Raw genomic sequence first — 24,910 nt, 5'->3', positions numbered from 1 at the left:
GGCGTTTCGTATAATTCCGCGCTGGCAATATCTCTTCCCTGAACGTAGTTACTCGCAGGCACCCGAATGAACAGTAGGAACAAGGCGACACTCATTGGTCTGAGCGCAGTAGTGCTCTGGGCGTCCATCGTGGCGCTGATTCGTGGGGTGAGTGAAAGTCTCGGGGCGACGGGCGGGGCCGCCGCGATCTACACGGTGGCGTCGTTGTTCCTCGTGATGACGGTGGGATTTCCGAAACTCGGCACGTTCCCTCGTCGTTATCTGCTGTGGGGCAGTGTGCTGTTCGTCGCGTACGAGCTGTGTCTGTCGCTGTCCATCGGCTACGCGAATACGGCGCGTCAGGCGATCGAGGTCGGCATGGTCAATTACCTGTGGCCGACGTTCACGCTCGTCAGCGCAATCGTGTTCAACAAGCAGCGGGCCAACTGGCTCGTCGTGCCCGGGTTCGTGCTGTCGATGCTTGGCATCTGCTGGGTGCTCGGTGGCGATCAGGGGCTCGATCTGCCGGGCATGGCGCTCAACGTGGCCGACAATCCGTTGAGCTACGGTCTGGCGTTCGTCGGCGCCATCATCTGGGCCGCGTACTGCACGGTGACGGCCAGAATCGCCGACGGCAAGAACGGTGTCACGCCGTTCTTCATGCTCGTTGCCGTGGCGTTGTGGCTCAAGTATTTCGCGGGTGGCGGCGGCGCCATGACGTTCGATCTGCACGCGGGTATTTACCTCGTGCTGGCTGCGGCGGCGATGGGCTTCGGATATGCCGCGTGGAACGTCGGCATTCTGCGGGGCAACGTGACGATTCTCGTCGGCGCCTCGTATTTCATCCCGGTGCTGTCCGCCGCGCTCGCGGCGCTTCTGCTGCACACGCCGCTGTCCGCGCCGTTCTGGTGGGGCGCTTGCATGGTCTGCGGCGGCTCGATTCTCTGCTGGCTCGCCACGCGTGCCGGGCGCGGTCGCCGTGAGGCGCAGGTGCGCACGGGCGACGGCGTCTGACAAGCCGCTGCGGCACTTCATGCACCAAAGGGCAATGCGTTGCCCGAAATCCCGATAGTCCTCTGGCCGGTCCTGCGCAAGACTGGTGAGCCTGCGTCGCACGCCCACCCGCCCGGCAAGGAGACTCTCATGGCCAAGGCAGACCCCACGTCGGCCGATGTCTCGGCCATCGATCTGTCGCTGGTACAGGGCGATCTCGGCTTCCATCTCCAGCGACGCCTGCGACTCATCCCCGACATCGGCATGGGGACGGTACGACGGGCGCTGCAATTGCCTCTGTCCGCCGTGCTGGGCAAAGTCGTCAAGGCGCTGGTCTGACGGGGACGCTGCCATGACGACGCCTTCGACGCCTCCTGCCTCGCCGTCTTCATCGAATTCGTCCGCGTCGTCCCCGCTTGCGGAGTCGCCACAAAGTACCGGTGGATGGTTCGGCGCGCTGGGTCTTACGCTGCTTGCCGTGGTGCTCGCAGTCGTCATCGTGATCGGCGTACGGGCGACGTTGCTATACGAAGGGCGTCGTGCCGTGCTCGATCATGCGCGCGAGGCGAACCACCGTGCAGCGCTGCTGACGGCGCACGTCGTCGAGCGCGACATCGCGGCGTGCATGCGCGCACCGGACGGTGTGGGCAAGGCCGATGCCATGTCGCGGTGTCTGGCGCAGTTCGAGCAGCGCCCCGACGGCAAGGGGGAGCGTTCCGACATCGATGCAGGGTACTTCCCACGCCTGTTCGCGGGCGTCGTTGCCGGCTCGCACGACACTGTTTCGTTGCTCGGCCCCGATGGCAGCGTGCTCGCCAGTACCGACCTGCAACAGCGGGGCACGCATCCAGCGCGGTCCGCTGCCGCTGCCGGCGCCACGTCGGCGGATGACGTCGACGGTGACTTTCTCTACGTCTGGCAGCCGCTCACGGACTTGCCGCTGCATATCGAGATCCGGTCCGCCAAGCGGGAGATTTTCGCGGACTGGCGAGATCGCGCCTTCTGGGTCGCGGGCCTGACGGCGGCGCTGGGTGCAGGTTGTGCCGTGCTTGCAACGCTGCTGGGCCGACAGCGACGTCGCCGAAAGCTGGCCGAAGCGGCGTTGCAACGCATGGCGAGTACCGACCCGCTCACGGGGCTGGCCAATCGCCGAACGCTGGACGAAGCGTACGACCGCGAATGGCGCCGTGCACAACGCGAACACGCGCCGCTGTCGCTGCTGTTCATCGACGTCGACCATTTCAAGACGTTCAACGATCGGTACGGGCATCCCGCCGGCGACGAAGCGCTCGTTGCCGTCAGTCATGCGATATCGCGCTCCATCCGCCGTCCCGGCGACGTTGCCGGCCGATATGGCGGCGAGGAATTCATGGTGATTCTGCCGAGAACCGATCCCTGCGGGGCGCGTGATGTCGCCGAACGCGTACGCGTTGCCGTGCGCGCCGCGGCTATCGAGCACGACGGAAGTCAGCACGGGCACGTGACGGTGAGCATCGGTGTGGCGGGAACGGGGCCGATCCCGTCGGGCACACCCGACCTGCTGCTGCAAGCGGCGGACGAAGCCCTTTATTCAGCGAAAAGCGGCGGTCGCGACCGCGTCACGATTCACCCAACCTATGGAGGTGTTCCATGTCCGGCGATCTGACTCTGGAGCAACGCAAGGCGGCTGGCAAGATGGCACGCGAACGGGCGGCGCGCGCCCAGCAGGCAGAAGTCGGGAACGTGGACCGCGATCCCGTCGCGTTGCTGCGCCAGAACAGCGCCGGGCGGGTGGATGCGCTTGTGCCACTGCGATACGGCCGCATGTCGGTCTCACCGTTCACGTTCTATCGCGGCAGCGCGGTATTGCAGGCGCACGATCTGGCGAAAACGCCGTCGACAGGCTTCCACTTCCCGATCTGCGGCGATGCCCACCTGATGAATTTCGGCGGGTTTGCGACGCCGGAACGTCAGCTCGTGTTCGATCTCAACGACTTCGACGAAGTGGCGCCAGGGCCGTGGGAGTGGGATCTCAAGCGGCTCGCTGCGAGCTTTGCCATCGCGGGCGAACACATGAGCGTGGATCGCGGGACGATTCGCGACATCGTGGCGATGGCAGTACGTGAGTACTGTGAACGCATGACGGAGTACGCGGGATACAGCGCCCTCGACCTCTGGCATGAAATCGTCACCTTCGAGCGCATGGCCGAGACGGCGGTGACGAGCGAAGGACGACGCCTGATCCGGAAGACGGCGCAGAAGGCCGCAGGTCGTTCACACGAAGCCATGCTCGACAAGATGGCCAAGCTTCAGGACGGCAAGTGGATCATTCAGGACGCGCCGCCGGCGCTGTTCCATCCGTCCGGACCGAATTCGCTGCTGGGCAACGCGCAGGCCTGGTCGGATACGAAGGCATGGAAGGGCAAACTCGCGCAGGCGTTCGACGAGTACCTCGGCACGCTGCCGGTCGACCGGCGCGCACTCATCGGGCAGTTCCAGCTTCAGGACATCGCTTTCAAGGTCGTGGGTGTGGGCAGTGTCGGCACGTTCTGTCTCGTGATGTTGTTCGTCGACGCGCATGGCAAGCCGTTGTTCCTGCAAGTCAAGGAAGCGCGCGAATCGGTCATCTCTCACTATTTCCCGACGGGCAAGGTCACCCATCAGGGACTGCGCGTGGTGGCGGGACAACGGCTGCTGCAAGCGGCGAGCGACGCTTTCCTTGGCTGGACGACCGGCCCGAATGGTCGCAACTTCTACTTCCGCCAGTTGCGCGACATGAAGGTCTCGGCAGACGTCGAGCGCATGAGCGACACGATTCTGTCGGGCTACGCGCGCATTTGCGGCTGGGCGCTCGCACGGGCGCATGCCAAGTCGGGCGGGATGGCCGTGGAGATATCGTCCTACGCGGGCGACGGTAAGCGTCTGGCCGATGCGATGACCGAGTACGCGCTGGCTTACGCAACACAGAATCAGAAGGACTATGACGCCTTCATCCGTGCCTGCCGCTCGGGCAAGCTGGTGGCGCGCAGCGACGAGGACATGGCGTCCGATTTCCGCGTGTGAGCAGGGGCGGACGCGGGCTCTCGCGACGTCATGCGACGTTGCGCGTAGCCCGCTCCACGGCGGCCAGCAGATCGCTGCCGAGAAAAGGCTTTTTCAGTAGCTCGTGCGACCCGATGCCACGCACGGCGTCGCGCAGGGACGACGTGTCGTGGGCGGTCACGAAGACGACTGGCGGGCGCGGCAAGGGCAGCAAGGCGTAGAACGCCGGTCCGGTCACGCCCGGCAACTGGATGTCCGCGACGAGGCACCGGGCCCGTGTCACGGACTCGACGATATCCGCGTCCGTTGGACTGGAAAACGCACGGGTGCGATAGCCGGCGATGCTCAGCAGTCGCTCGATGGCACGACGCAAGCCTTCGTCATCTTCGAGAATCGCGACGAAGGTTTCCGACGGTAGCGGGCGGCGAGCGTGTTCCATATGACGTCATTTTTCTTCGGAACCTGCGCGGCCTTCTATCGGGACTTGGGGCAAAACCGGTTCCCCCAAGGGGCAATTCAGTGCGGCGTGACTTGCTCGAGGGGATCGCCGCTCCGTGTCGATTCGCCCGCAAGTGCTGTGGGGGCAAGCGGCAACCAGAGAACGAACTCGGTGCCGCGAACTGCTTTTCGCCGTGCGGTGACCGTGCCCCTGTGCGCTTCGACGATGGAGCGCACGATGGACAACCCCAGACCGGTGCCGCGTGACTTTGTCGTGTAGAACGCTTCGAAGAGTTGCTCCACGTTCTGGTCGGGAATGCCGACGCCGTTGTCGCTGACAATCAGCTCGACACCGTCTCCCCATGTTTTCGTTGCGATGGACAGCACACGATCCGGATGCTCGGCATTCTCCATGGCATCCATGGCATTGATCGCGAGATTGAGCAGTACCTGCTGTAACTGCACCTGATCGGCAAGGACCTGCGTGCCATGCGTGTCGAGCGAGACATCGACCACGATGCCGCGACGTCGCGCTTCCGGGCGGACAAGCGAGGCGGCGCGCTCAAGGACAGCATCGAAATCGACGGGCGTGAAGGTAATGGATTGCTTCTGAAGCAGCGCCCGCAGACGCACGATGACATCGTTGGCGCGCAGAGCGTCACGCCTGACGTCATTCAGGATTTCGCCAATCTCACGCATGGCGTGAGCGTTGTCGGGGGCGGTGCGCATCAGGAGATCGGCGGCGTCGACGTTGCTGAGGATGGCCCCGAGCGGCTGGCCGACCTCATGGGCAATCGATGCACTCAGTTCACCCACTGTGGCGATGCGCGCGGCTCGTGTGAGGTCGGCACGCCGTGTGGCGGCCTCACGCTCGGCGAGCTTACGTTCGCGACGTTGCTTGAGCAGGGCGAGAATGGTGATGGACTGCGCGGCGATGACGATCAGGACAAGGAGCGCCTCCACTGGCGGCGCTCACGAGGCCTGCAAATTCGCTTCGGCGGCTCGCCGCTCGGCGTTGCGCAGCAATTCGGCGAGCGATGACGCCCCGAGCTTGCGCATGAGATCAGCGCGACAGCTTTTGATGGTTCGCTCGCACAGACCGAGTTCGGCGGCAATCTGCTTGTTGCGCAGTCCCTTCGAGATGCCTTGCAATACGACACGCTCACGACCGCTGAGGGTTGCGTCTGTATCGTCGCTCTGCATCTCGCCTGGCGGGGATTTCGCATGTGCCAGACCGATAGCGGTCTCGACGGCGCCAACCAGCGCATCGCGTCCAAACGGCTTGATCAGAAAATCCACGGCGCCGCCTTTCATCGCTTCGACCGAACGCGCCACGTCGCCGTAGCCACTCATGAACACGACCGGTAACGAGGAATCCTGACGGCGCAGTGCGCGTTGAAGGTCGAGCCCGCTTGGGCCGCCAAGCTCGAGATCGAGCAGCACGCAGCCGGGACGAGCGTCGGGCTCGCTGACGAGAAACTCTCCCGCCGAGGCGTACTCCTTCGTGTGATAGCCCGACGCCGAGAGCAGGCGAGAGAGCGCTGCGCGCATGGAAGCGTCGTCGTCGACGACATGCACTACCGAATCACGACACTCGTTCATGGCATCCCGCGTCATACGCGCCTCTGTTAGATCCCCTGGTTCGGTCATGCCTTCATCCGGTGTAGGAATTTTTCTGATGAAGGTTATTTAAATTATCCAGGCAGGTATTCGAATGATTCCTATGGAAATTGTTAAGAAGATTTTTAATGGATATCTCGAATATCGAGCGTTTTTGAATTGATAGCACCTCTGAATAAATTCGTAAAGACCGTTTTTTGATGCGAGGTGAGTGATCTTTCGTATACGGCCGTTTTAAAGACATATGAGGCGACTTCGCCTCTGATGATCGTCATGGCAGCTCGTATGAGAATGCGCTTCCATGCTGTGAGAATTCGAGTCTCGGATCATGTTCCCGTTGCCCCAAAGGGCGGGCGTGTTTTCCCCAAACACCTATGTCAATGTCGAAAACCTCCGCAGAGAATGACTTCCGTTGATTCACGATCACGATGTCGTCACGCTTCTCTATGTAACAGCGGAGGTCTTCATGAAATGCCAGTCGGTTGTTGCCACGATTGCGTTGGTCGCCGCGACCCTTTCGGGGCCAGTGGTCCATGCGCAGTCGTCTCCCGTCGCGCCCGCCGATGCGACGCGCGCCACGCTCGATGCGAATGCAAAGCTTCGCAATTTCCTTCCCTTTGCGAACAAGCAGGATTTTGAAGATATCCAGCGCGGTTTCATCGCCGATTTGTCGAATCCGGTGATCAAGGGCGCTGCGGGGAACACAGTCATCGACCTGACGCAGTACGACTTTCTGAAGCAGAACATGGGGGGAGAGGCACCGCCCACCGTGAATCCGAGTTTGTGGCGGCAGTCGCAACTTCTCTCGGCGCATGGCCTGTTCAAAGTGGTCGACGGCATCTATCAGGTGCGTAACGTCGATCTCGCGAACATCACTTTCGTGCGCGGCAAGACGGGGTGGATCGTGATCGATCCGCTGACGTCCGCCGAGACGGCGAAGGCGTCGCTCGATCTTGTGAACAGCAAAGTGGAGAAGCTGCCAGTGACCGGCGTGATCTTCACGCATAGCCACGTCGATCACTTTGCCGGCGTGCGTGGTGTCGTCGACGAGAAGGACGTGCGCTCTGGCAAGGTGCCGCTCGTGGCGCCTGAAGGCTTCATGGAAGAGGCCGTTAGCGAGAACGTGTTTGCCGGGACGGTGATGAGCCGCCGCGCGTCGTACATGTACGGCAATCTGCTGCCGAAGAATCCGAAGGGCAACGTCGGGGGCGGCCTTGGTCTGACGACGGCAGCCGGGACGATCACATTATTCGAGCCGAGCAAGCTCATCAAGAAGACGGGCGAGACGCTCAACATCGACGGCGTGGACATCGTCTTCCAGATGGCGCCCGGCACCGAAGCGCCGGCGGAAATGCTGTTCTACTTCCCGCAGTTCAAGGCGATCGATCTGGCCGAGGATGCCACGCATACGTTGCATAACATTCTGACGTTGCGCGGTGCCAAGGTTCGTAGCGCGCAGAAGTGGGCGCACTATCTCGACGAAACAATACGCCTCTGGGGCAAGGACGCCGTGGTGTCATTCAGCAGTCACCATTGGCCGCAATGGGGTAACGAACGTGTCGTGGAGCATCTGGAGAAGCAGCGTGACCTGTATCGCTACATTAATGACCAGACGCTTCGCATGGCCAATCAGGGCATGACGATGCATGAGATCGCGGACCAGTTCCAGTTGCCCGATTCGCTGGCCAAGGAGTTCCCCAATCGGGGCTATTACGGCAATTTGAAGCATAACGTGCGCGCGACATATCAGCTGTATCTCGGCTGGTGGGACGGCAATCCGGCGAACTTCGATCCCTATCCGCCTGCCGAGGAGGCGAAGCGCTACGTGGCGCTCATCGGCGCAGACAAGATGCTTCATGAGGCGAAGGCGGCTTTCGACAAAGGCGACTATCGCTGGGCGGCGGAACTCACCAACAAGGTCGTGTTCGCCCAACCGACCCATCAGGCAGCGCGCAAGCTCGAAGCGGCATCGCTGGAGCAGTTGGGCTATCAGGCGGAGTCGGGGCCCGTACGTAACTTTTACCTGACCGGTGCGCAAGAGTTGCGTGATGGTGTCCACAAAGTGGCGGCGCCCAACACGTCGTCACCGGACATCATCCGTAGCATGACCACCGAGATGTTCCTCGACTTCCTTGCCATTCACCTGAACGGGCCGAAGGCGGCGGGTAAGGCGTATGCGTTCAACGTCGACTTCCCCGACACCAAGGAGAAGTACGCGCTGACGGTGAAGAACGGCGTGATGAACTACAGCAAGGACACCGTCTTGCAGAAGGCAGATGCCAACATCAGCCTGAATCGAACGACGCTGGACGACATTGCGCTCGGCAAGTTGCAGCTCGGCAATCTCGCCGACAGCGGTCAGGTGAAGTTCGACGGCGACCGCGCGAAGTTCAAGGAAATGCTCGGCCTGTACGACAAGTTCGACTTCTGGTTCACGATCGCGGAACCGTGATCCGTGCGGACGTAACGCGGTAAAGAAATGGTCGTAAAGCAATGCCCGCACGTTCGACGACGTGCGGGCATTTCCGTTTTTCACGGATCGGTGAAAGCGCGTGGCGCGTTTAGATGGGCGTCGGCGCGTTCTCGGCGATCAAGCCCTGCGATTTGAGTGCGGTCCACAATTCGGCGGGAATCGCTGCGCTCGCGAGCGCTTGATTCTCTTCGATACGCTCAGGGCGGCTCGCACCGGGAATCGCACCGGCCACCGCCGGATGGGCCAGCGAGAACTGGAGCGCCACGGCGCGAATGTCCACGCCGAACTGTTGGCAGACGTCGCGAATGCGGGCGACACGCGCGAGTAACTCGGGCGTTGCGGGCTGGTATTCGAAATGCGTGCCACCGGCGAGGACGCCCGAGTTGTACGGACCGCCGACGATGATGCCGAGATCGCGTTCTGCGCTCATGGGCATCAGACGCGCGAGCGCATCCGCATGGTCGAGCAGCGTGTAGCGTCCGGCCAGCAGGAAGCCGTCCGGGTCGGCGCGCTCGATGGCCAGCTCGCACGGTTCGATGCGGTTGACGCCGAGTCCCCAGCCCTTGATGACCTTCTCGTCGCGCAGTCGCGTGAGCGCCTTGGCGGCGCCCTCCATGGCGACGTCGAACACTTCATGCCAGCGATCGCCGTGAAAATCCACCGCCGGGTCGTGAATCCATACGTAATCGAGCCGGTCGGTGCGCAAGCGCTTCAGACTGTCTTCGATGGAGCGCAACGTGCCGTCCGCCGTGTAGTCGTAGACGATCTTGTTCGGCAGTCCATGCTCGAACAGGCCGCCTTTCTCACCGAGGTCGCGTTGCGATGCGTCTTCGTGTTCGTCCAGAATCAATCGGCCGACTTTCGTGCCGATCGAGTATTCGTCGCGGGGACGTCCGGCGAGCGCTTCGCCCAGACGCAATTCCGCGAGACCGGCACCGTACAGCGGCGCCGCGTCGAAGTAACGGATGCCGCTTTCCCATGCGGCGTCGACGGTCGCGATCGCTTCGTCGTTCGGGATGTCACGATACATGTTGCCCAGCGGCGCGGTACCGAAGCCGAGGCGGGAGGGGAGCTTGACTCTCATGGTCGATTCCTTACTTTGCGACGGCGATCAGGCGGCTGCCCTGACCATCGTCGGGTAGTCTGTCAGGCCGCGGGCATCGCCGCCGAACAGGGTGTCCCGATGGTGGAGCGCGAGCGGTGCGTCCACACGTAGCCGTTCCGGCAGATCGGGGTTGGCGACGAACGGGCGGCCGAAACCGATCAGATCTGCCCATCCCTCCGAAAGTGCTGCACGCGCGCGCTCAGCGGTGTAACCACCGGCGTAAATCAGCACGCCGGGATACACCGCACGTAACTTCAGCTTGAATTCCATTGGCATGAGCGGTGCGTCGTCCCAGTCGGCTTCCGCGATGTGGAGGTAACCCACGCCCAGCTCGCCCAGCAGCTTCGCAGCAGCGAGATACGTGGTTTCCGGATCGGCGTCGACACAGCCGTTGAGCGTCGTGAGCGGTGCGAGACGGACGCCGACACGCGAGGCATCGCCCGTGCCCTCGATCAGGGCTTCGGTGACTTCGCGCAGGAAGCGCAGACGGTTTTCCAGCGAACCGCCATAGGCATCGGTGCGGGTATTGGCGTTCGAGTCGATGAACTGGTTCACCAGATAGCCGTTCGCGCCATGCAGCTCCACGCCGTCGAAACCGGCGTCGATGGCGTTGCGCGCGGCGGCGCGGTACTGATCGACGATCTCGCCGATTTCCTTCACGCTCAGCGCACGCGGCAGGGAAGCCTGCACGAAGCCGGGCGTGGTGCCGTCTTCACCGGCGATGAAGACGTTCACGCCATCGGCCTGAATGGGCGACGACGAGACCGGCTGACGTCCGCCGAGCAGGCTCGTGTGGCTCAGACGGCCCACATGCCAGAGCTGCGCGAAGATATGGCCGCCTGCCGCGTGTACGGCGTTGGTGACCGTGCGCCATCCCTCGACCTGCGCGGGCGAGTGAATGCCGGGCGTCCATGCGTAGCCCTTGCCCAACGGTGCGATGTAAGTGCCTTCGCTGACGATGAGGCCGGCACCGGCGCGTTGCGCGTAGTACTCGGCCATGAGGGCGTTCGGTACGTCGCCGGGCTGGCTCGCGCGTGAGCGCGTCATCGGCGGCATGACGATGCGGTTCGGCAGCGTGAGCGCGCCGAGTTGCATCGGTTGAAACAGAGGATCCTGCGTCATGATGATTTCCGTAGAAGCGTTCCGTGAGGACGTCTTTGCGTGTCTTGAGAGACGTCCATGCCGGAGCGCGGCGATGGCGGAACGAGCGGACAACCGTTCGTCCCGTCACACGCGTGATTAGTCGTCCCAGCGTGCAGCCAGACCGTCGGGGCTGACTTCGCGGCCGTTGCGATCGAGTGCAGCGATTTGGGCCATGTCGTCGTCCGTGAGGCGCAGCGTCTGCGCCAGCAGGTTGCTCGCGAGGTTCTCGCGCTTGGTCGACGACGGAATCACCGAGAAGCCGCGTTGAAGCGCCCAGGCCAGCGCCACCTGCGCCGGCGTGGCCTGATGACGTTCGGCAATCGCACGCAGCGTCGCGTCGCCCAGCACCTTGCCGTACGCGAGCGTCATGTACGACGTCACGTGAATGCCCTGTTCTTGCAGGAAGCCGACGAGCTTCGGGTTTTGCAGATACGGGCTCAGTTCGATCTGGTTGGTAGCGATGGCGTCGCGGCCAACGGCGGCAATCGCCTGCTTCGTCAGATCGATGTTGAAGTTCGAGATGCCGATCTGACGCGTCAGACCCTTGGCCTTCGCGTCGGCCAGTGCGGTCATGAACTCGTCGAGCGAGACGCCGTTGCCGGGTGCGGGCCAGTGAATCAGGGTGAGGTCCACGTAGTCCGTGCGCAGCTTCGAAAGACTGTCTTCGAGGCTGGCGGCCAGCTTGTCCTTGCTGTAGTTCTCGACCCAGATCTTCGTCGTGAGGAACAGGTCTTTGCGGGCGACGCCGGACTCGGCAATCGCCTGACCGACCTCAGCTTCGTTGCCATAGATCTGCGCCGTGTCGATGGCGCGGTAGCCGAGTTCGAGGCCGGTGCGTACCGAATCGATGACGACCTGACCTTGCAGGCGGAACGTGCCGAGACCGAATGCGGGAATATTGCTCATCGTGAGCTCCTGAATGTGAATTGGGTAGATGAAAAGGGGTATCAGTTGCTCGCCGGTTGCATCGGCGTGCGTTGTGTTGCGATCTGAATCAGCACCAGCAGCAGGCCCGATCCGGCGATCAGCGCACCCACGATGGGTACGGCCGTGTAGCTGTAACCCGCCGAGATCGCAGCGCCACCGGCGGCGGCCCCAACGGCATTGCCGAGGTTGAAGGCGCCGACGTTGACCGACGAGGCGAGGCCCGGGGCTTCGGCGGCAGCGCGCATCACGCGCATTTGCAGCGGCGGCACCAGCGCGAACGTGGCGATACCCCAGACGAGCACGGCCAGCGCAGTGCCCAGATGCGTACGGGCCAGCAGCGGGAAGGCCAGCATGATCGCGACGAGCAGGATCAGGAAGACGATCAGGCTCACGTTGATCGAGCGGTCGGCGAGCTTGCCGCCGGCAATGTTGCCGACCGAGAAGCCGACCCCCACGAGCACGAGCATGGCCGTCACGAAGCTCGGTGAAGCACCGGTAATGGCTTCGAGCGTCGGCGCGATGTACGTGTACAGGGTGAACATGGCGCCTGCGCCGAGCACGGTGGTGGCCATGGCCATCAGCACGACAGGACGCGTGAGCACCGAGAGTTCGCGACGGATGTCGGGCATGCGTCCAGCTTCGCCCTTGGGCAGCGCAAAGCGCAGCGTCAGCATGGTGATGACACCGAGGCCGGCGGTAGCCGCAAAGGACATGCGCCAGCCGATGGTCTGCCCGAGCCAGGTGGCGGCAGGCACACCGCCGATGTTGGCGATCGTCAGCCCCATGAACATGGTGGCGACGGCACTGGCCTGCTTGTCACGCGGCACGACGCTCGCGGCCACGATGGAGCCCAGACCGAAGAATGCGCCGTGGTTGAGACTCGTCACCAGCCGGGCGAGCAGCAGCGTGGTGTAGTTCGCCGACACCGCCGAGAGCAGGTTGCCGATGGTGAAGATGCTCATCAGCGCAATCAACGCCGTGCGGCGCGACCAGCGCGACATGATGAGGGTCATGATGGGCGCGCCGATCATCACGCCGAGGGCGTACGTCGTGATCAGCATGCCTGCGGTCGGAATCGAGACGTGAACGCCTTCGGCAATGACGGGAAGCAGTCCCATCGGCGAAAACTCGGTCGTGCCGATGCTGAACGCGCCGATGGCAAGGGCCAGCAGCGACAGCGTGGCGTGTGCCGACGACGTCTGGGCGGATGGGGAAGATGACTGGTTCATGACGGGAATACCCGAGGGGATCAAGATGAACGGCAGTGTGCGCCCTTTACTTTTGCGGAAAAAGTAGCCTATAAACGAAATTATTTTGATTTCAAATCAACAATGAAGATCACGCTCGACGAACTGCAAGCCTTTGCGGCCGTGGTGGACACCGGGTCGATCACGGCGGCGGCCCAGCAACTGGACCTGACGGTGTCGGCCACGAGCCGGACGCTGGGCCGGCTGGAGGAGAAGCTCAAGACCACGCTGCTGCGCCGCACGACCCGCCGGCTGGAACTGACGGAGGAGGGCAGTGCGTTCCTGCAGAACGCGCGGGCGATCATCGATTCGGTCGAGAGTGCGGAAGAACAGATGCTCACGCGTCGCGAAAAGCCGTCCGGCCGGCTGCGTGTCGACGCGGCAACGCCGTTCATGCTGCACGTGATCGTGCCGCTGGTGCCCGGTTATCGCGAGCGCTATCCGGAGGTGGAGCTGGAACTCAACAGCAACGAGGGATTCATCGATCTGCTGGAGCGCCGCACGGATGTCGCCATCCGCATCGGCCGGTTGAAGGACTCGACGCTGCATAGCCGTCTGATCGGCAACAGCCGCACGCGCATGTTCGCCAGTCCGGCGTATCTGGCCGCGAACGGACAGCCGCGCAAGGTCGGCGATCTCGCCAAACACACGTTGCTGGGCTTCTCGCAGCCGGAATCGCTGAACGTCTGGCCGATTCTGGGGGAAGACGGCGAACCGCACCGCATCGAGCCGGATGTGATGTCCTCCAGCGGCGAGACGCTGCGTCAACTCGCGCTCGAAGGCGCGGGGATCGTCTGCCTGTCGGAGTTCATGACGAAGCGCGACTGCGAGTCGGGCCGTCTCGTACAGGTGCTCGCGCGTCAGACGCAGGACGTACGTCAGCCGATCCATGCCGTATACTACCGCAACACGGCGATCTCGGCGCGCATTGCGTCGTTCGTCGACTATCTGGTCACGGCGTTACGCGAGCAGACGGAGAAGGGCGGGGCGGCGGCGTGGGTGGCGCAGTGAGATGGGGGGAGCTCACTGCGCCGGTTGCTACAAGGGGAGGACCCCGGAGCGTTCGCGCGCAGACCTGCCCGCGCGCCGCTCGCATCATGACGTCAAGCGACGACGGCCTGACGTGGGTCGGCGCTGGCCAGCGCCTGCGCACGCGTGGCGTCGCTTGGCGGATAGATCCACACGCTGTTGATTTCGCTTTTCAGCTTCTTCGCCTGCGCGCCGGTCAGCACCACCTGACGATCCCAGCCTTCCGTATAAACCGCGCCCCACGGGCCGAGGTCGAGACACGTCACGTACTTCGGCTGATGGTACGGAATCGGCGCTTCACCCAGCAGATCCGCCGCGACGTTGTGGCCGGCCGAGCGGCCGAGCGAAATGGCGTGTTGGCACGCCATCATGGTCGGATTGCCTGCGTCGTCGGTCGCCGCGCGTGCGCAGTCGCCGGTGGCGTAGACCTCGTCGAGACCGATCACTTTGAGGTTGGCGTCGACCAGCAGGCGGCCGAATGCATCGCGCTCGGCGGGGATCTGCGCCGTGAGCGTGTTGGCCCGCGCGCCGGCCGTCCAGATCACGGTGTCGGCGTCGATACGCTCACCGTTCTCCAGCGTGACGCCGCGTTCGTCCACACTGGCGACGCCTGAACCGAGTTTCCACGTCACACCCAGTTCCGTGAGCGCTTGCGTGATGATCGGACGCGGGCCGGGGCCGAGATCGGGGCCGACGGCGTCGTTACGTTCGACCATGACGACGCGCACGTCGGTGTTCTCGCCCAGGATCTCCCGCAAGCGCGACGGCATTTCCGCCGCCGTCTCGATGCCGGTGAAACCCGCGCCGGCCACGACGACCGTGTTGCGTCCCGGGCTGGCCGGACGGCTCGCCAGACCGGCGAGATGGGCTTCCAGCGCCATGGCGTCGGCGATCTGGTCGACGTTGAACGCGTGCGCCTGAAGGCCCGGAATCGGCGGGCTGAAGAGGCGACTGCCGGCGGCAAGCACCAGACGGTCGTAGCTGATGGCGCCATGCGGGGCGTCGGCGTCGATATCGGCAATCGTCACCATGCGATGCTCCACATCGATATGGGCGACGCGCCCCTGAATGAACTGGACGCCGACCGTGTCGAACAGCTTTTGCAGCGGGGCTTTCATGCCGCCGGGGTTCTTTTCGTACAGGCGGGGGCGGATGTGAAGATGCGGCTCCGGCGCGACGAGGACGATTTCCACGTCGGTGCGTCCGGCCATGTCGAGCAGGCGGGCGGATGCCAGCGCGCTCCACGTACCGGCAAAGCCGGCGCCAATGACAAGAATACGTTGGGTCATGCGGATTGCTCCTGAATGCTTCGGGGGGAGAGAGGGCCTTCGAGTCACCGGTGCGCGGCGATTCTTGGCTCGGCTCAGATCTGATAACGCCGATTCTATGAGTCGGAGTTTGGTGGCGCAAGCGATTTTTGGCCGAAATGGCGGTCTGCCGTATCTTGTCCCAATGCGTTTGACGCTTTTTGTCCCTGTTCCGGGAGGGCACGGTGTGCGGGGGAATCGCGGGAGGGGGGGCGGAGAAGGGGCCGCTACCGGCCCCGGCTTGTCCCGGACGTTTCGTCAGTTCTTGTCTCTGGTCCGGCGGATACCGCGGGACTACAGTCGGCGGTGGACTACTGTCAGAGAGATCATGAATACCTTGCTTACTTTCCAACATCTTGAGACGTCGGACGACGTCCGCGCGGCCTATGCCGTCATGAAGGAATTGCGTCCGCACCTCGTGAGCGCCGACGCTTTCGCCGAGCAGGTCGAGGCGCAGCGCGCTCAGGCCTACCATCTGCTGGGGGTCTTCGACGGCGAGCGCTTGTTGGGGCTGGCGGGCTACCGCTATATGACGAACCTGATCTACGGGCGTTTCATCTATGTCGACGATCTGGTCGTTGCCGCCGACAACAAGCGCGGTGGCGTCGGCTCGAAGCTGCTTGGCGAAGTGCGAAAGATTGCGCGCGACGCCGGGTGCGCCAATTTCGTGCTCGACACCGGGCTGCATATGCCGCTCGCCCAGCGGTTCTATTTCCGCAACGGAATGCTCGCCAAGGGCATGCATTTCACCGAGTCGCTGGCCACGTCGGACGAGGTGCGTCGATGAGAAGTCTGTTGCTCAATGCCAGCCCGCATGGCCCGTCGAGCCGTGCGTTCGAGATGGCACGTACGTTTCTCGAGAACAACGCGAATCGCTACGGCGACGCACCGGGCATCGTGCGTGATCTGGTCGCTTCGCCGCTGCCGCCGATTTCGAGCGACTATGCCGCCGCCATTACGTCGCGGGAACCGGATCGCACGCATTTCGAACTGTCGGACCGGCTGATCGACGAGCTGGAGACGACGTCGTTTCTCGCCATCGCGACGCCCATGCACAACTTCACGGTGCCGGCGGCGCTCAAGCTGTGGATCGACTATGTGGTGCGTATCGGCAAGACGTTCGCCAACACGCCTGAGGGCAAGGTGGGGTTGCTGAAGGATCGCCCGACGATCGTGATCGTCGGGTCCGGCGGCTTTCATACGGGCGATAACGCACGTCAGCCTGACTTCCTCACGCCGTATCTGCGCCACGCGTTGCGTTGCATGGGCATCGAGGACGTGACGTTTTTCCTGATGCAGGGTCTGGTCGCCGGCCCTGAAGCGGGGGAGCGCGCGTTGCTCGACTGCCGCAGCGATCTCGCGCGCTATCTGACGCGCTGACGGGGCACCGCGCGCCGTGCCGCGCGCGCGGATGCCTCAGTGGCCGCGTCGCGCTGCGGCGCGCTCGTCGAACCACGTGATGACGCGCTTGCCGTACGCGGCAGGCGCTTTTGCATTCACACCGGCGGCCAGATCGGCGAGCGTATGCTTTTGCAGCTCCGCTCGCATGACCGCCTCGGCCGACGCCATGACTGCGCTGATCGAGCACTTGCCCTTCGACGCCCAGGCCGGGGGATCTCCGTCGAACACCGCGCATTGACGTCGCACTTCGCGGCAGTCGAATAGCGCCTTCTCGCCGTCGATAGCGACGATGACGTCGTGTACCGTAATGTAGTGACTGTCTCTCGCGAGCGAATAGCCGCCGCGCACGCCTTCCGTCGACATGACCAGCCCCGCTTTCGACAGGCGGGTGAAGAGCTTGGCGGCGTACTCCACGGGAATGCCCTGCATCTCGGCCAGATCGCGCACGCTGGCGTCGCGCACCCCGGCAGACGAATCCGCAAGATAAAGCAGACAGTGAAGGCTGTATTCGACGCCGGTGCTGATGTATGACATGGTGATGGGCGGTCTATGGGGGCCGAGCAACGAGTGCTGCGTGTCCGGGCTTCGGCGTCGTTCGTCGATGTGCGACAAACGGCGACTCACGCGGTCGGTGTAATGTTGGTCCGATTATACGCCGCTGCGTCAATCTTCGTTTTCGGGGGCGTCCCTCCCTTGCGTCGCATTTCAACGATGCCGGGCATTCATCCCACTGTTGAGCGGCCGTGTCACACGTAATTCTTGCGTGGCGTGCAGGGTGGACGATCTGTACGATAGTCGGGCTCGCGCCGCGCGCGCTTCATGCTCGATATTTCCCGGGAACGTCCATTCGCATGACAAAAATCATCCACATTACCGACACCCATCTCGTCACGCCGGGCGAGCCGCTTTACGGACTCGATCCTTACGCCCGCCTTGTCGCGTGGGTCGACGATATTCTTGAGCATCACACGGACGCCGAGTGTTGCGTCATCACGGGCGATCTGACGCATCGTGGCGAAGCGCCGGGATATGCCGCGTTGCGCGAACAACTCGACCGCCTGCCTTTCCCCAGCTTTCCCTTGATGGGCAACCATGATCTGCGCTCGGTGTTCACCGGCGCGTTTCCCGAGCGGCTGCGCGACGAGAACGGTTTCGTGCAGGGGCGGTTCGACGTGGGCGATGCGTCGCTGCTGATGCTCGACACGCTCGACGAGGGGCAGCACGGCGGCCTGTACTGCGAGGCGCGGCGTGCATGGCTTGCGCGCGAGCTGGACCAACTGGGCGAGCGTCCGGCATATCTGTTCATGCACCATCCGCCGTTCGACATCGGTATCGCGAGTCTCGACAACATCGGCCTGGCCAATCCCGAGGCGTTCCTTGCGCTCGTGGGCGGCCGCAAGAACCTCCGTCACCTTTTCTTCGGCCATGTGCACCGTCCGGTGTGCGGTAGCTGGCACGGTATTCCGTATTCGACGATGCGTGGCCTGAACCACCAGGTGCCGTTCGACATGCACACGGTGTTTCCGGTGCGTCAGAGCCATGAACCGCCGGCATACGCCGTGGTGCTGCTGGCGCAGGATCAGGTCACGGTGCATTTCCACGACTATCTGGACAAGTCGTGGCTTGAGGACGATGAGGACGAGGCCGACCGCATGTGACCGGACGGTCGTTGCGGCGAACGAGGGGGATAGGGCGCAAAGGGGGACAGCCGGGGGGAGAACGGGTGTCCGCCCCCCGGGGACAACTTACTGCGGCAAGCCGTCCGGGCTGGCGTAGGTGTACTCCTCGACCTTTTCACCCTTGCACAGCGACTGCAAATCGCGGGCGATGAACGGCAGCATATTGTTCAGACCGTAGTTGAGCGTGGTCACATACTCGGCGTTTGCGCCCCACATGTTGGTCTTGTCGCCGTGGGCGCGGTAGTACTTGGTCTCCAGCACGCCGTCGCGATTGATGAACTCGGCCTTGACCGCGACCATGCCGAACAGCTTCATGCCGATCTGCCAGGTGAAGGCGCGGGTCACGCTTGCCCGAATGACGATGCCCTCGGTCGGGAAGGCCGCCGTGTCGGGGATATCGGAAACCGCATATCCGTAGTCCTGCAAATGGTGCAGGCCTTCGCTCATCCATGGGCTGACGTCGTCGGCCAGCAATGCGCCGCTGAGGGTCGCGCCGATGGTCTCCTTGTTTTGACGGGCATCGATGGCCGGCACGATGCTCACGCGACAGGTGCCCGACGGCACGGTGCGGATCGGGTTCTCTCTCGCGAGCGCGTCATACTTCATGTCGACCTTCTCGCCATTGCCGGGCGGGATGGCGGGGGCTGCGGCGTTTGCGTCGGGCGTAGTGGCAGCGAATGCGGTGGCGCTCAGGAGCGTGGCCGTTGCGCACAGGACAAGCTTCGTGATCTTGTTCATATTGGTCTCCGGTCTCACTTCTGCGCGACGGTGGCGGTGCTGGCCGGATTCGGCAAGGAGTAAAGCTTCTTGTCGGCACCCAGCAGGATGGTGCGGGCATCTCCCGCCTTCACGACGGTACCCTGCACCGTTTCCACGCTGGCGCCGGTGTTGTACGGGAAGGTCTTGACCTCGGCGGTCTTCGTGGCCGTCTCGGCGGGGATTTCGATGTCGAGCATCACCATCCGCACGGTTTCGGCGATGGATTCGCGCGCCACTTCGCGGAACTTGGCCCCATTGTTGGCGCCCCACAAAGCAAGCGACTCCTTGCCGCCGGGGCCGACGAGACCCGACTGGTAGTGCAGCACGCCACGCTGGCTGGGCGTGAGCGGGTTCGAGCCGTTGGACTTGACCCAGATGCTGACCGTCGATTCCGAGTCGAAGCTGCGGAAATCCATCGTCAATGTGTAACGGGGAATGATGACCAGGAGCGCCTGACCCGGCTCCAGTTCGTTGCGCAAACGGATGAGGGTCGTGCCAGTCAGTGCACGTGGCGTCGTGGTGATCTTGCCGACCTTGATCGAGTAGCCGGAGAGACCCTGGGCGATCGATTCGTTGAATTCCTTACGATAATCGACGTCCTCGATGGCGGCGTAGAACGGGCCGAGCAACTGTTGCGACGTGTTGACGCGGTTGTTGGTCACCTTGCTGTCGATAATGGCCCCGATCAGCCCGCCGCCCAGGGCGATACTCGCTGCATTGGACGGTTGCACTGCCGCAATAACTTCGTCCTGCACAACAACGACGTGCGCGGTCAGTTCGGTGATCATGCTGCGTTGCTCAGGCGAGAGGGCGACACGCATTGGTGTTCCGCAAGCGCTGAGAAGTAATGCAATAGATAGCGTGGCGACGAGTCGCAGTCCGTACATGAATTTCCCCTTCGTTGTTCGTTATATTTAGGATCTACAGCATTTGTTCAACGGCGGGGTTCGGCAAATCTTAAGGGGCAAATGAGGCTCGAATTCCGAATATGCCGTCACGCGTTAGAATCTGCATCGAAGCGCATGATTACAACGATTTTCGGAGGCAGACATGCCCGGATTACTCCCTGACGTCGACCACGACGGGCTCCTCGAATACTCGGTCGTGTACACCGACCGCTCCATCAATCACATGTCGCAGCGCTTTCAGGGCGTGATGCGCGATATCTCCGATGGCCTGAAGAAGGTCTACAACGCGAAGTCGGTCGTGGTGGTGCCCGGTAGCGGCACGTTCGGCATGGAAGCGGTGGCGCGTCAGTTTGCGACGAACAAGAAGTGCCTCGTGATTCGCAACGGCTGGTTCAGCTTCCGCTGGTCGCAGATCTTCGACATGGGCGGCATTCCGTCCGAATCGATCGTGCTCAAGGCGCGTCCCGTCGAGTCGGGTCGTCAGGCGGCCTATGCCCCCGTGCCCATCGACGAAGTCGTCGCGACGATCCGGGAGACTAAGCCGGCGCTGGTCTTCGCACCGCACGTCGAGACGGCATCGGGCATGATGCTGCCCAACACGTATCTGCGTGCCGTGGCCGACGCCGCTCACGAAGTCGGTGGCCTGTTCGTGCTGGACTGCATTGCGTCCGGTACGGTGTGGGTCGACATGCAGGCGTGCGGCGTCGACATCCTGATCAGCGCCCCGCAAAAAGGCTGGAGCGCTTCGCCGTGTTGCGCGCTGGTCATGCTCAGCGCGCTGGCGCGCGAGCGTATCGAATCGACGACCAGCACCAGCTTTGCCTGCGATCTGCGTCAGTGGCTCCAGATCATGGAAGCGTATGAGAAGGGCGGTTTCGCCTATCACGCCACGATGCCGACCGACAGCCTCGCGACGCTGCGTGACGTCATCAAGGAAACCGAAGCCTACGGCCTCGAGAAGGTGCGCGCCGAGCAACTCGAACTCGGACAGCGGATTCGCGCGCTGCTCAAGGAAAAGGGGTTCCGCAGCGTGGCGGCGCCGGGCTTCGAAGCGCCGGGCGTGGTCGTGAGCTATACCGACGACGAGGGCATTCGCTCCGGCAAGAAGTTCGCCGACGTCGGCGTGCAGACCGCCGCCGGTGTCCCGCTGCGCTGCGACGAGCCGGAGGATTTCAAGACGTTCCGCATCGGTCTGTTCGGGCTGGATAAGCTCAACGACGTCGACGGCGCGGTGGAACGATTCGCCAAGGCGCTCGATCAGGTGTTGTAAGGCATTGCCGGGCGCGAATCGCGTCCGCCAGCCATCAAAGCAAAGCGGCCCTGCGGGGCCGCTTTGTGTTTCTGCGAGGTTCGCGCTCGCTCACGCTCACGCTGACGCTGACGCTGACGCTTTCGCGGCGAGCACCCGGATTCGCTCGGCGACGGCGTCGTCGAGCGGGTTGTAGACGATCATGCTCAGGTCCGGGCGGCCGTCCACGGAAAACGCCGAGTATTCGAGCGCGATCGGCCCCAGTTCGGGATGCAGCAGCCGTTTCAGGCCATCGCCGTCGGTGTGCCCAAGCACCTCGTTGTCTCGCCATAGCGCGTCGAATTCGGGACTGATGCGGCAAAGCTCGTCGACGAGTTCGCTCACCTCCGACGACAGACCCGCTCGCGCCACGTCCGCCCGGAATCCACCGACGACAAACCGCGCGATGCTCTCCCAGTCATGCTGCCGCGCCCGCGCGCCGGGATCCCGAAACAGGAAGTACAGAATGTTCCGCTCGCCCGGCGGCAGCTTGCTGTAGTCCGTGAGCACCACCTGTGCGGCGCGATTCCAGGCGACGATATCCCACGTGGCCGTGCGGATGATGGCCGGGCTGGCATCGAGCAGATCGATCAGCCGCTGGAGCCGGGGATTGACGCTCTCGACCGCCCGATAACGCACCTCGGGCGGACGTCCCAGACCGAGCATGAAAAGATGCTCGCGCTCCGCATCGGTCAGCATCAACGCGCCGGCGACGCGCTCGAGAACATCGGCCGACGGGGCGCCGCCGCGCCCTTGCTCCAGCCACGTGTACCAGGTCGGGCTGATGTGCGCGCGCTGGGCGACTTCCTCCCGTCGCAACCCCGGGGTTCGTCGGCGTCCGGAAAAGCCGAAGCTCGCAGGGTCCAGACGCGTGCGCCGGCTTCTCAGAAAGTCGCCGAGCGATTTGGCCGTGTTGACTGACATGGGAATCCTGTTAGTCGCTTTACTATGATGAGATCACTACTTTAACGGGATAACGAATGGACCGATAGTGATCGTCATGACGCGGCATCGCGCCGCGAACACGACGGAGAATTCACCATGCGTATCTTTCTCACGGGGGCGACGGGCTTCATTGGCTCGGCGCTGGTACCCGAACTTATCAACGCCGGGCATGAAGTGATCGGCATGACCCGATCCGACGCCGGTGCTCAGGCGTTGCGCGATGCCGGCGCCGAGGTGCATCACGGCACGCTCGAAGACCCGGAGACCTTGCGCAGCGGCGCGGCCAAAGCGGACGGCGTCATCCACGCAGCGTTCGATCACGATTTCTCGAAGTTCGTCGAGAACTGCGCCAAGGACACTCGCGCCATTGCGGCCCTCGGCGAGGCGCTCGCCGGCTCCGACCGGCCGCTGATCATCACGTCGGGCACTGGTATGGGCTCGCAACACGGTGCACCCGCGAGCGAGGACGTCTTCAACACCTCGCATCCCAATCCGCGCATCGCATCGGAACTGGCAGGCAACGCGCTGCTGGAAGCCGGGGTGAACGTGTCGGTGATGCGATTGCCGCAGGTCCACAATCCGCTCCGCCAGGGGCTGATCACGCCGCTCATTGCGATTGCGCGGGAGAAGGGCGTCGTGGCGTATGTCGGAGACGGCGAGAACCGCTGGCCGGCGGGCCATCTGTCGGACGTGGCGCGCTGTTACCGGCTGGCGCTGGAAGCCGGCGTGCGGGGCGCGCGCTATCACGCGGTTGGAGAGGAGGGGATCAGCAGCCGCGAGATCGCCGAGGCGCTTGGGCGCGGTCTGAACTTGCCGGTCGTCTCGTTGACGCCGGAGCAAGCCCCGGCGCATTTCGGATGGATGGGGATTTTCGTCGGACTGGATATGTGGGCGTCGAGCGCGCTCACTCAGGCGCGTCTGGGTTGGCGTCCGAGCGGCCCGACGCTGATTGCCGATCTCAACGAAGCGCGCTACTAGTCTCGTGACCCGCCGCGGCGTCCGCCAGGGCGTTTGCCTGCGCGGGCGTCCGGCCTTGCGGGAAGCGCATGTCGCGGTACTTCACGAAGTGCGACCCGCGCACGAGTCGGTAGCCTGCCCAGATCAGCAGGAACAGCGGAATGCCGATATACGTCGCCACCACGCCGCCCCAGTCGATCCGGTCCTGAAGAAACGCCTGATAGTTCTGGCCGAGCGTGATGATCAGACACAGGACGAAGGCGAAGATCGGGCCGAACGGGAAGAACGGCGAGACGTACGGCAGATTGGCGAGGTCGCGACCCTGTTTGACGTAGCCGCGACGGAAGCGGTAATGGCTGATCGCAATGCCGAGCCACGCGATGAAGCCGGTCATACCGGACGTATTGAGCAACCAGATGTAGACGGCATTCGGGCTGAACACGAACGTAAAGAAGCACAGCGCCGCGACGGCGGCCGTGGCAAACAGCGCCCACATCGGCACGCCGTTGCGCGAGATGCGGCCAAAGACGCGAGGCGCCTTGCCGTCGCGCGCCAGACTGTAAAGCATGCGCGTGGCGGCGTACATTCCCGAGTTGCCTGCCGAGAGCACCGACGTCAGCACGACGGCGTTCATGACCGAAGCCGCGCCGAGCAGGCCCGCGCGCTCAAAGATCAACGCGAACGGGCTCACGCTGATGTCGGTGACGTCGTTACGCAGCAGATGGGGATCGGTGTACGGAATCAGCAGGCCGATGACGAGGATGGCGGCCACGTAGAACAGCAGAATTCGCCAGAAGACCTGACGCACGGCGCGCGGCAGATTGCGTGCCGGATCTTTGGATTCACCGGCGGCGATGCCGATGAGTTCTGTGCCCTGAAATGAAAAGCCCACGACCATCGCCACGCCGATCAGCGCCGCGAAGCCACCGGCGAAGGGGGCATTGCCGATCGTCCAGTTGGCCACGCCGCCAGTCTCACCGCCACGAATGATGCCGAGCAGCATCATCACGCCCATGACTACGAACGCCAGGACGGCGATCACCTTGATCAGCGCGAACCAGAATTCCGCTTCGCCGAAGCCGCGTGCGGAGAGCGCGTTGAGGCCGAAGGTGATGGCAAGGAAGAGCGCGCTCCAGTAGACGCCGGGTACGTCGGGGAACCAGTACGCCATGACCAGTTGCGCGGCCACGAGATCGACCGCCACGGTGACGGCCCAGTTGTACCAGTAGTTCCAGCCCAGCGCGAAACCGAACCCTTCATCCACATAACGGGCACCGTACGTCGAGAACGATCCGGACACCGGCATGGCGGCGGCCAACTCGCCCAGACTGGTCATCAGGAAGTAGACCATCAGGCCGATCAGCACATAACCCAGCAGCGCACCGCCCGGCCCCGCCTGCGCGATGGTGGCGCCGGACGCTACGAACAGGCCGGTGCCGATGGAGCCGCCCACGGCGATCATCGTCAGGTGGCGGGCGGAGAGGGAGCGGCGCAGTTCCGACGGTGCAGATGCCTCCGCCTCGACGCCCTCGCGGAGCGGGTCATGTTCCGATGTTGCCAATGTCTTGTTCCTTCAGAGCCTTGTGAGCGAAGCGAAGCCCCCGTGCGGCCGTCGCGGCGGCGGCTGTCGCGCATGACGACGCCGCGCCTGTCTTCCGGAAACGGCCCGTCGACTTCTGGTTGTGGGGCCC

Annotated in this window: 24 protein-coding genes; 11 read left to right on the top strand and 13 right to left on the bottom strand. The window is 63.5% G+C overall.

The window, feature by feature from the left end:
- Positions 1-66 precede the first annotated feature (66 nt).
- The 4 genes from yddG to A9762_RS00575 all read left to right on the top strand — a co-directional run bounded on the left by yddG (position 67) and on the right by A9762_RS00575 (position 4,014).
- Positions 67-993, top strand: coding sequence for an aromatic amino acid DMT transporter YddG (yddG, locus tag A9762_RS00590; RefSeq protein WP_069340107.1), 927 nt, complete (start codon positions 67-69; stop codon positions 991-993).
- A 129-nt stretch (positions 994-1,122) separates the two neighbouring features.
- The gene (locus tag A9762_RS28775) at positions 1,123-1,311 is read left to right on the top strand and encodes a hypothetical protein (protein ID WP_069340106.1); all 189 of its coding nucleotides are present in this window, start codon (positions 1,123-1,125) and stop codon (positions 1,309-1,311) included.
- 13 nt (positions 1,312-1,324) lie between these two features.
- Positions 1,325-2,617 (top strand): diguanylate cyclase, encoded by a 1,293-nt coding sequence (locus tag A9762_RS00580; RefSeq protein ID WP_069340105.1) that lies wholly within the window; start codon positions 1,325-1,327, stop codon positions 2,615-2,617.
- Positions 2,602-4,014 carry a DUF2252 domain-containing protein gene (locus A9762_RS00575; protein ID WP_069340104.1) on the top strand — a complete coding sequence of 471 codons (1,413 nt, stop codon included), beginning with the start codon at positions 2,602-2,604 and terminating at the stop codon, positions 4,012-4,014. Before A9762_RS00580 ends, A9762_RS00575 begins: the two co-directional genes overlap by 16 nt.
- Before the next feature lie 28 nt (positions 4,015-4,042).
- Here A9762_RS00575 and A9762_RS00570 read toward each other — a convergent pair whose 3' ends face one another.
- The 3 genes from A9762_RS00570 to A9762_RS00560 form a co-directional block, all read right to left on the bottom strand.
- Complete coding sequence (locus A9762_RS00570) at positions 4,043-4,432, bottom strand: response regulator (RefSeq protein WP_069340103.1); 390 nt, start codon at positions 4,430-4,432, stop codon at positions 4,043-4,045.
- Between the two features lie 77 nt (positions 4,433-4,509).
- Entirely contained in the window at positions 4,510-5,394 is an 885-nt protein-coding gene (locus tag A9762_RS00565) for a sensor histidine kinase (protein ID WP_069340102.1), read from the bottom strand.
- 9 nt (positions 5,395-5,403) lie between these two features.
- Positions 5,404-6,033: a response regulator transcription factor gene (locus A9762_RS00560; protein WP_083253554.1), complete on the bottom strand. Its 630-nt coding sequence runs from the start codon at positions 6,031-6,033 to the stop codon at positions 5,404-5,406.
- A 484-nt stretch (positions 6,034-6,517) separates the two neighbouring features.
- Between A9762_RS00560 and A9762_RS00555 the strand changes: the two genes are divergently transcribed.
- Positions 6,518-8,503, top strand: coding sequence for an alkyl/aryl-sulfatase (locus A9762_RS00555; protein ID WP_069340426.1), 1,986 nt, complete (start codon positions 6,518-6,520; stop codon positions 8,501-8,503).
- Positions 8,504-8,612: 109 nt separating this feature from the next.
- On the opposite strand, the gene A9762_RS00550 is transcribed toward A9762_RS00555, so the two are convergent.
- The 4 genes from A9762_RS00550 to A9762_RS00535 all read right to left on the bottom strand — a co-directional run bounded on the left by A9762_RS00550 (position 8,613) and on the right by A9762_RS00535 (position 12,928).
- Positions 8,613-9,608, bottom strand: a complete 996-nt coding sequence (locus A9762_RS00550; RefSeq protein ID WP_069340100.1) for an aldo/keto reductase — start codon at positions 9,606-9,608, stop codon at positions 8,613-8,615.
- Positions 9,609-9,635: 27 nt separating this feature from the next.
- Positions 9,636-10,751, bottom strand: a complete 1,116-nt coding sequence (locus A9762_RS00545; protein WP_069340099.1) for an alkene reductase — start codon at positions 10,749-10,751, stop codon at positions 9,636-9,638.
- A gap of 117 nt (positions 10,752-10,868) precedes the next feature.
- Complete coding sequence (dkgB, locus tag A9762_RS00540) at positions 10,869-11,678, bottom strand: 2,5-didehydrogluconate reductase DkgB (RefSeq protein ID WP_069340098.1); 810 nt, start codon at positions 11,676-11,678, stop codon at positions 10,869-10,871.
- A 41-nt stretch (positions 11,679-11,719) separates the two neighbouring features.
- Entirely contained in the window at positions 11,720-12,928 is a 1,209-nt protein-coding gene (locus A9762_RS00535) for an MFS transporter (protein WP_069340097.1), read from the bottom strand.
- A gap of 102 nt (positions 12,929-13,030) precedes the next feature.
- Here A9762_RS00535 and A9762_RS00530 point away from each other — a divergent pair, with 102 nt between their 5' ends.
- Positions 13,031-13,957, top strand: a complete 927-nt coding sequence (locus tag A9762_RS00530; protein ID WP_069340096.1) for a LysR family transcriptional regulator — start codon at positions 13,031-13,033, stop codon at positions 13,955-13,957.
- Between the two features lie 92 nt (positions 13,958-14,049).
- Here A9762_RS00530 and A9762_RS00525 read toward each other — a convergent pair whose 3' ends face one another.
- Positions 14,050-15,264, bottom strand: a complete 1,215-nt coding sequence (locus tag A9762_RS00525; RefSeq protein ID WP_069340095.1) for an NAD(P)/FAD-dependent oxidoreductase — start codon at positions 15,262-15,264, stop codon at positions 14,050-14,052.
- A gap of 346 nt (positions 15,265-15,610) precedes the next feature.
- On the opposite strand from A9762_RS00525, the gene A9762_RS00520 reads away from it, so the two are divergent.
- Together A9762_RS00520 and A9762_RS00515 are read left to right on the top strand one after the other, a co-directional pair.
- On the top strand, positions 15,611-16,069 hold the full coding sequence (locus tag A9762_RS00520) for a GNAT family N-acetyltransferase (protein WP_069340094.1): 459 nt from the start codon (positions 15,611-15,613) through the stop codon (positions 16,067-16,069).
- Positions 16,066-16,662: an FMN-dependent NADH-azoreductase gene (locus A9762_RS00515; protein ID WP_069340093.1), complete on the top strand. Its 597-nt coding sequence runs from the start codon at positions 16,066-16,068 to the stop codon at positions 16,660-16,662. Before A9762_RS00520 ends, A9762_RS00515 begins: the two co-directional genes overlap by 4 nt.
- A gap of 36 nt (positions 16,663-16,698) precedes the next feature.
- Here the strand turns inward: A9762_RS00515 and A9762_RS00510 are convergent, their stop codons facing one another.
- Positions 16,699-17,217, bottom strand: coding sequence for an Rrf2 family transcriptional regulator (locus A9762_RS00510; protein WP_069340425.1), 519 nt, complete (start codon positions 17,215-17,217; stop codon positions 16,699-16,701).
- Between the two features lie 317 nt (positions 17,218-17,534).
- On the opposite strand from A9762_RS00510, the gene A9762_RS00505 reads away from it, so the two are divergent.
- Positions 17,535-18,341 (top strand): phosphodiesterase, encoded by an 807-nt coding sequence (locus tag A9762_RS00505; RefSeq protein WP_069340092.1) that lies wholly within the window; start codon positions 17,535-17,537, stop codon positions 18,339-18,341.
- A gap of 87 nt (positions 18,342-18,428) precedes the next feature.
- On the opposite strand, the gene A9762_RS00500 is transcribed toward A9762_RS00505, so the two are convergent.
- Both A9762_RS00500 and A9762_RS00495 read right to left on the bottom strand, forming a co-directional pair.
- Complete coding sequence (locus A9762_RS00500; RefSeq protein ID WP_083253510.1) at positions 18,429-19,100, bottom strand: hypothetical protein; 672 nt, start codon at positions 19,098-19,100, stop codon at positions 18,429-18,431.
- A 14-nt stretch (positions 19,101-19,114) separates the two neighbouring features.
- A complete protein-coding gene (locus tag A9762_RS00495) occupies positions 19,115-19,942 on the bottom strand; it encodes a hypothetical protein (RefSeq protein WP_240493392.1) in 828 nt (275 codons plus the stop codon).
- Positions 19,943-20,171: 229 nt separating this feature from the next.
- Here A9762_RS00495 and A9762_RS00490 point away from each other — a divergent pair, with 229 nt between their 5' ends.
- Positions 20,172-21,299, top strand: a complete 1,128-nt coding sequence (locus tag A9762_RS00490; protein ID WP_069340089.1) for an aminotransferase class V-fold PLP-dependent enzyme — start codon at positions 20,172-20,174, stop codon at positions 21,297-21,299.
- A gap of 96 nt (positions 21,300-21,395) precedes the next feature.
- Here A9762_RS00490 and A9762_RS00485 read toward each other — a convergent pair whose 3' ends face one another.
- Positions 21,396-22,241, bottom strand: coding sequence for a helix-turn-helix transcriptional regulator (locus tag A9762_RS00485; RefSeq protein ID WP_069340088.1), 846 nt, complete (start codon positions 22,239-22,241; stop codon positions 21,396-21,398).
- Between the two features lie 117 nt (positions 22,242-22,358).
- On the opposite strand from A9762_RS00485, the gene A9762_RS00480 reads away from it, so the two are divergent.
- Positions 22,359-23,240 (top strand): SDR family oxidoreductase, encoded by an 882-nt coding sequence (locus tag A9762_RS00480; protein WP_069340087.1) that lies wholly within the window; start codon positions 22,359-22,361, stop codon positions 23,238-23,240.
- Here A9762_RS00480 and A9762_RS00475 read toward each other — a convergent pair.
- The gene (locus tag A9762_RS00475) at positions 23,221-24,780 is read right to left on the bottom strand and encodes an amino acid permease (protein ID WP_069340086.1); all 1,560 of its coding nucleotides are present in this window, start codon (positions 24,778-24,780) and stop codon (positions 23,221-23,223) included. The two genes, A9762_RS00480 and A9762_RS00475, sit on opposite strands and share 20 nt — an antisense overlap.
- Between the last annotated feature and the right edge of the window lie 130 nt (positions 24,781-24,910).

It is taken from the genome of Pandoraea sp. ISTKB, from assembly GCF_001721285.1.
Taxonomy (GTDB): Bacteria; Pseudomonadota; Gammaproteobacteria; order Burkholderiales; family Burkholderiaceae; genus Pandoraea; species Pandoraea capi.
Note: the sequence above shows the minus strand (reverse complement) of the source record. Positions and strands in the feature narration are given on the sequence as shown.

Excerpts from the sequence above, each read along its gene's own strand:
- yddG (WP_069340107.1), top strand. The coding sequence starts at position 67 with ATGAACAGTAGGAACAAGGCGACACTCATTGGTCTGAGCGCAGTAGTG.
- A9762_RS28775 (WP_069340106.1), top strand. The coding sequence starts at position 1,123 with ATGGCCAAGGCAGACCCCACGTCGGCCGATGTCTCGGCCATCGATCTG.
- A9762_RS00580 (WP_069340105.1), top strand. The coding sequence starts at position 1,325 with ATGACGACGCCTTCGACGCCTCCTGCCTCGCCGTCTTCATCGAATTCG.
- A9762_RS00575 (WP_069340104.1), top strand. The coding sequence starts at position 2,602 with ATGTCCGGCGATCTGACTCTGGAGCAACGCAAGGCGGCTGGCAAGATG.
- A9762_RS00570 (WP_069340103.1), bottom strand. The coding sequence starts at position 4,432 with ATGGAACACGCTCGCCGCCCGCTACCGTCGGAAACCTTCGTCGCGATT.
- A9762_RS00560 (WP_083253554.1), bottom strand. The coding sequence starts at position 6,033 with ATGAACGAGTGTCGTGATTCGGTAGTGCATGTCGTCGACGACGACGCT.
- A9762_RS00555 (WP_069340426.1), top strand. The coding sequence starts at position 6,518 with ATGAAATGCCAGTCGGTTGTTGCCACGATTGCGTTGGTCGCCGCGACC.
- A9762_RS00550 (WP_069340100.1), bottom strand. The coding sequence starts at position 9,608 with ATGAGAGTCAAGCTCCCCTCCCGCCTCGGCTTCGGTACCGCGCCGCTG.
- A9762_RS00545 (WP_069340099.1), bottom strand. The coding sequence starts at position 10,751 with ATGACGCAGGATCCTCTGTTTCAACCGATGCAACTCGGCGCGCTCACG.
- dkgB (WP_069340098.1), bottom strand. The coding sequence starts at position 11,678 with ATGAGCAATATTCCCGCATTCGGTCTCGGCACGTTCCGCCTGCAAGGT.
- A9762_RS00535 (WP_069340097.1), bottom strand. The coding sequence starts at position 12,928 with ATGAACCAGTCATCTTCCCCATCCGCCCAGACGTCGTCGGCACACGCC.
- A9762_RS00530 (WP_069340096.1), top strand. The coding sequence starts at position 13,031 with ATGAAGATCACGCTCGACGAACTGCAAGCCTTTGCGGCCGTGGTGGAC.
- A9762_RS00525 (WP_069340095.1), bottom strand. The coding sequence starts at position 15,264 with ATGACCCAACGTATTCTTGTCATTGGCGCCGGCTTTGCCGGTACGTGG.
- A9762_RS00520 (WP_069340094.1), top strand. The coding sequence starts at position 15,611 with ATGAATACCTTGCTTACTTTCCAACATCTTGAGACGTCGGACGACGTC.
- A9762_RS00515 (WP_069340093.1), top strand. The coding sequence starts at position 16,066 with ATGAGAAGTCTGTTGCTCAATGCCAGCCCGCATGGCCCGTCGAGCCGT.
- A9762_RS00510 (WP_069340425.1), bottom strand. The coding sequence starts at position 17,217 with ATGTCATACATCAGCACCGGCGTCGAATACAGCCTTCACTGTCTGCTT.
- A9762_RS00505 (WP_069340092.1), top strand. The coding sequence starts at position 17,535 with ATGACAAAAATCATCCACATTACCGACACCCATCTCGTCACGCCGGGC.
- A9762_RS00500 (WP_083253510.1), bottom strand. The coding sequence starts at position 19,100 with ATGAACAAGATCACGAAGCTTGTCCTGTGCGCAACGGCCACGCTCCTG.
- A9762_RS00495 (WP_240493392.1), bottom strand. The coding sequence starts at position 19,942 with ATGCGTGTCGCCCTCTCGCCTGAGCAACGCAGCATGATCACCGAACTG.
- A9762_RS00490 (WP_069340089.1), top strand. The coding sequence starts at position 20,172 with ATGCCCGGATTACTCCCTGACGTCGACCACGACGGGCTCCTCGAATAC.
- A9762_RS00485 (WP_069340088.1), bottom strand. The coding sequence starts at position 22,241 with ATGTCAGTCAACACGGCCAAATCGCTCGGCGACTTTCTGAGAAGCCGG.
- A9762_RS00480 (WP_069340087.1), top strand. The coding sequence starts at position 22,359 with ATGCGTATCTTTCTCACGGGGGCGACGGGCTTCATTGGCTCGGCGCTG.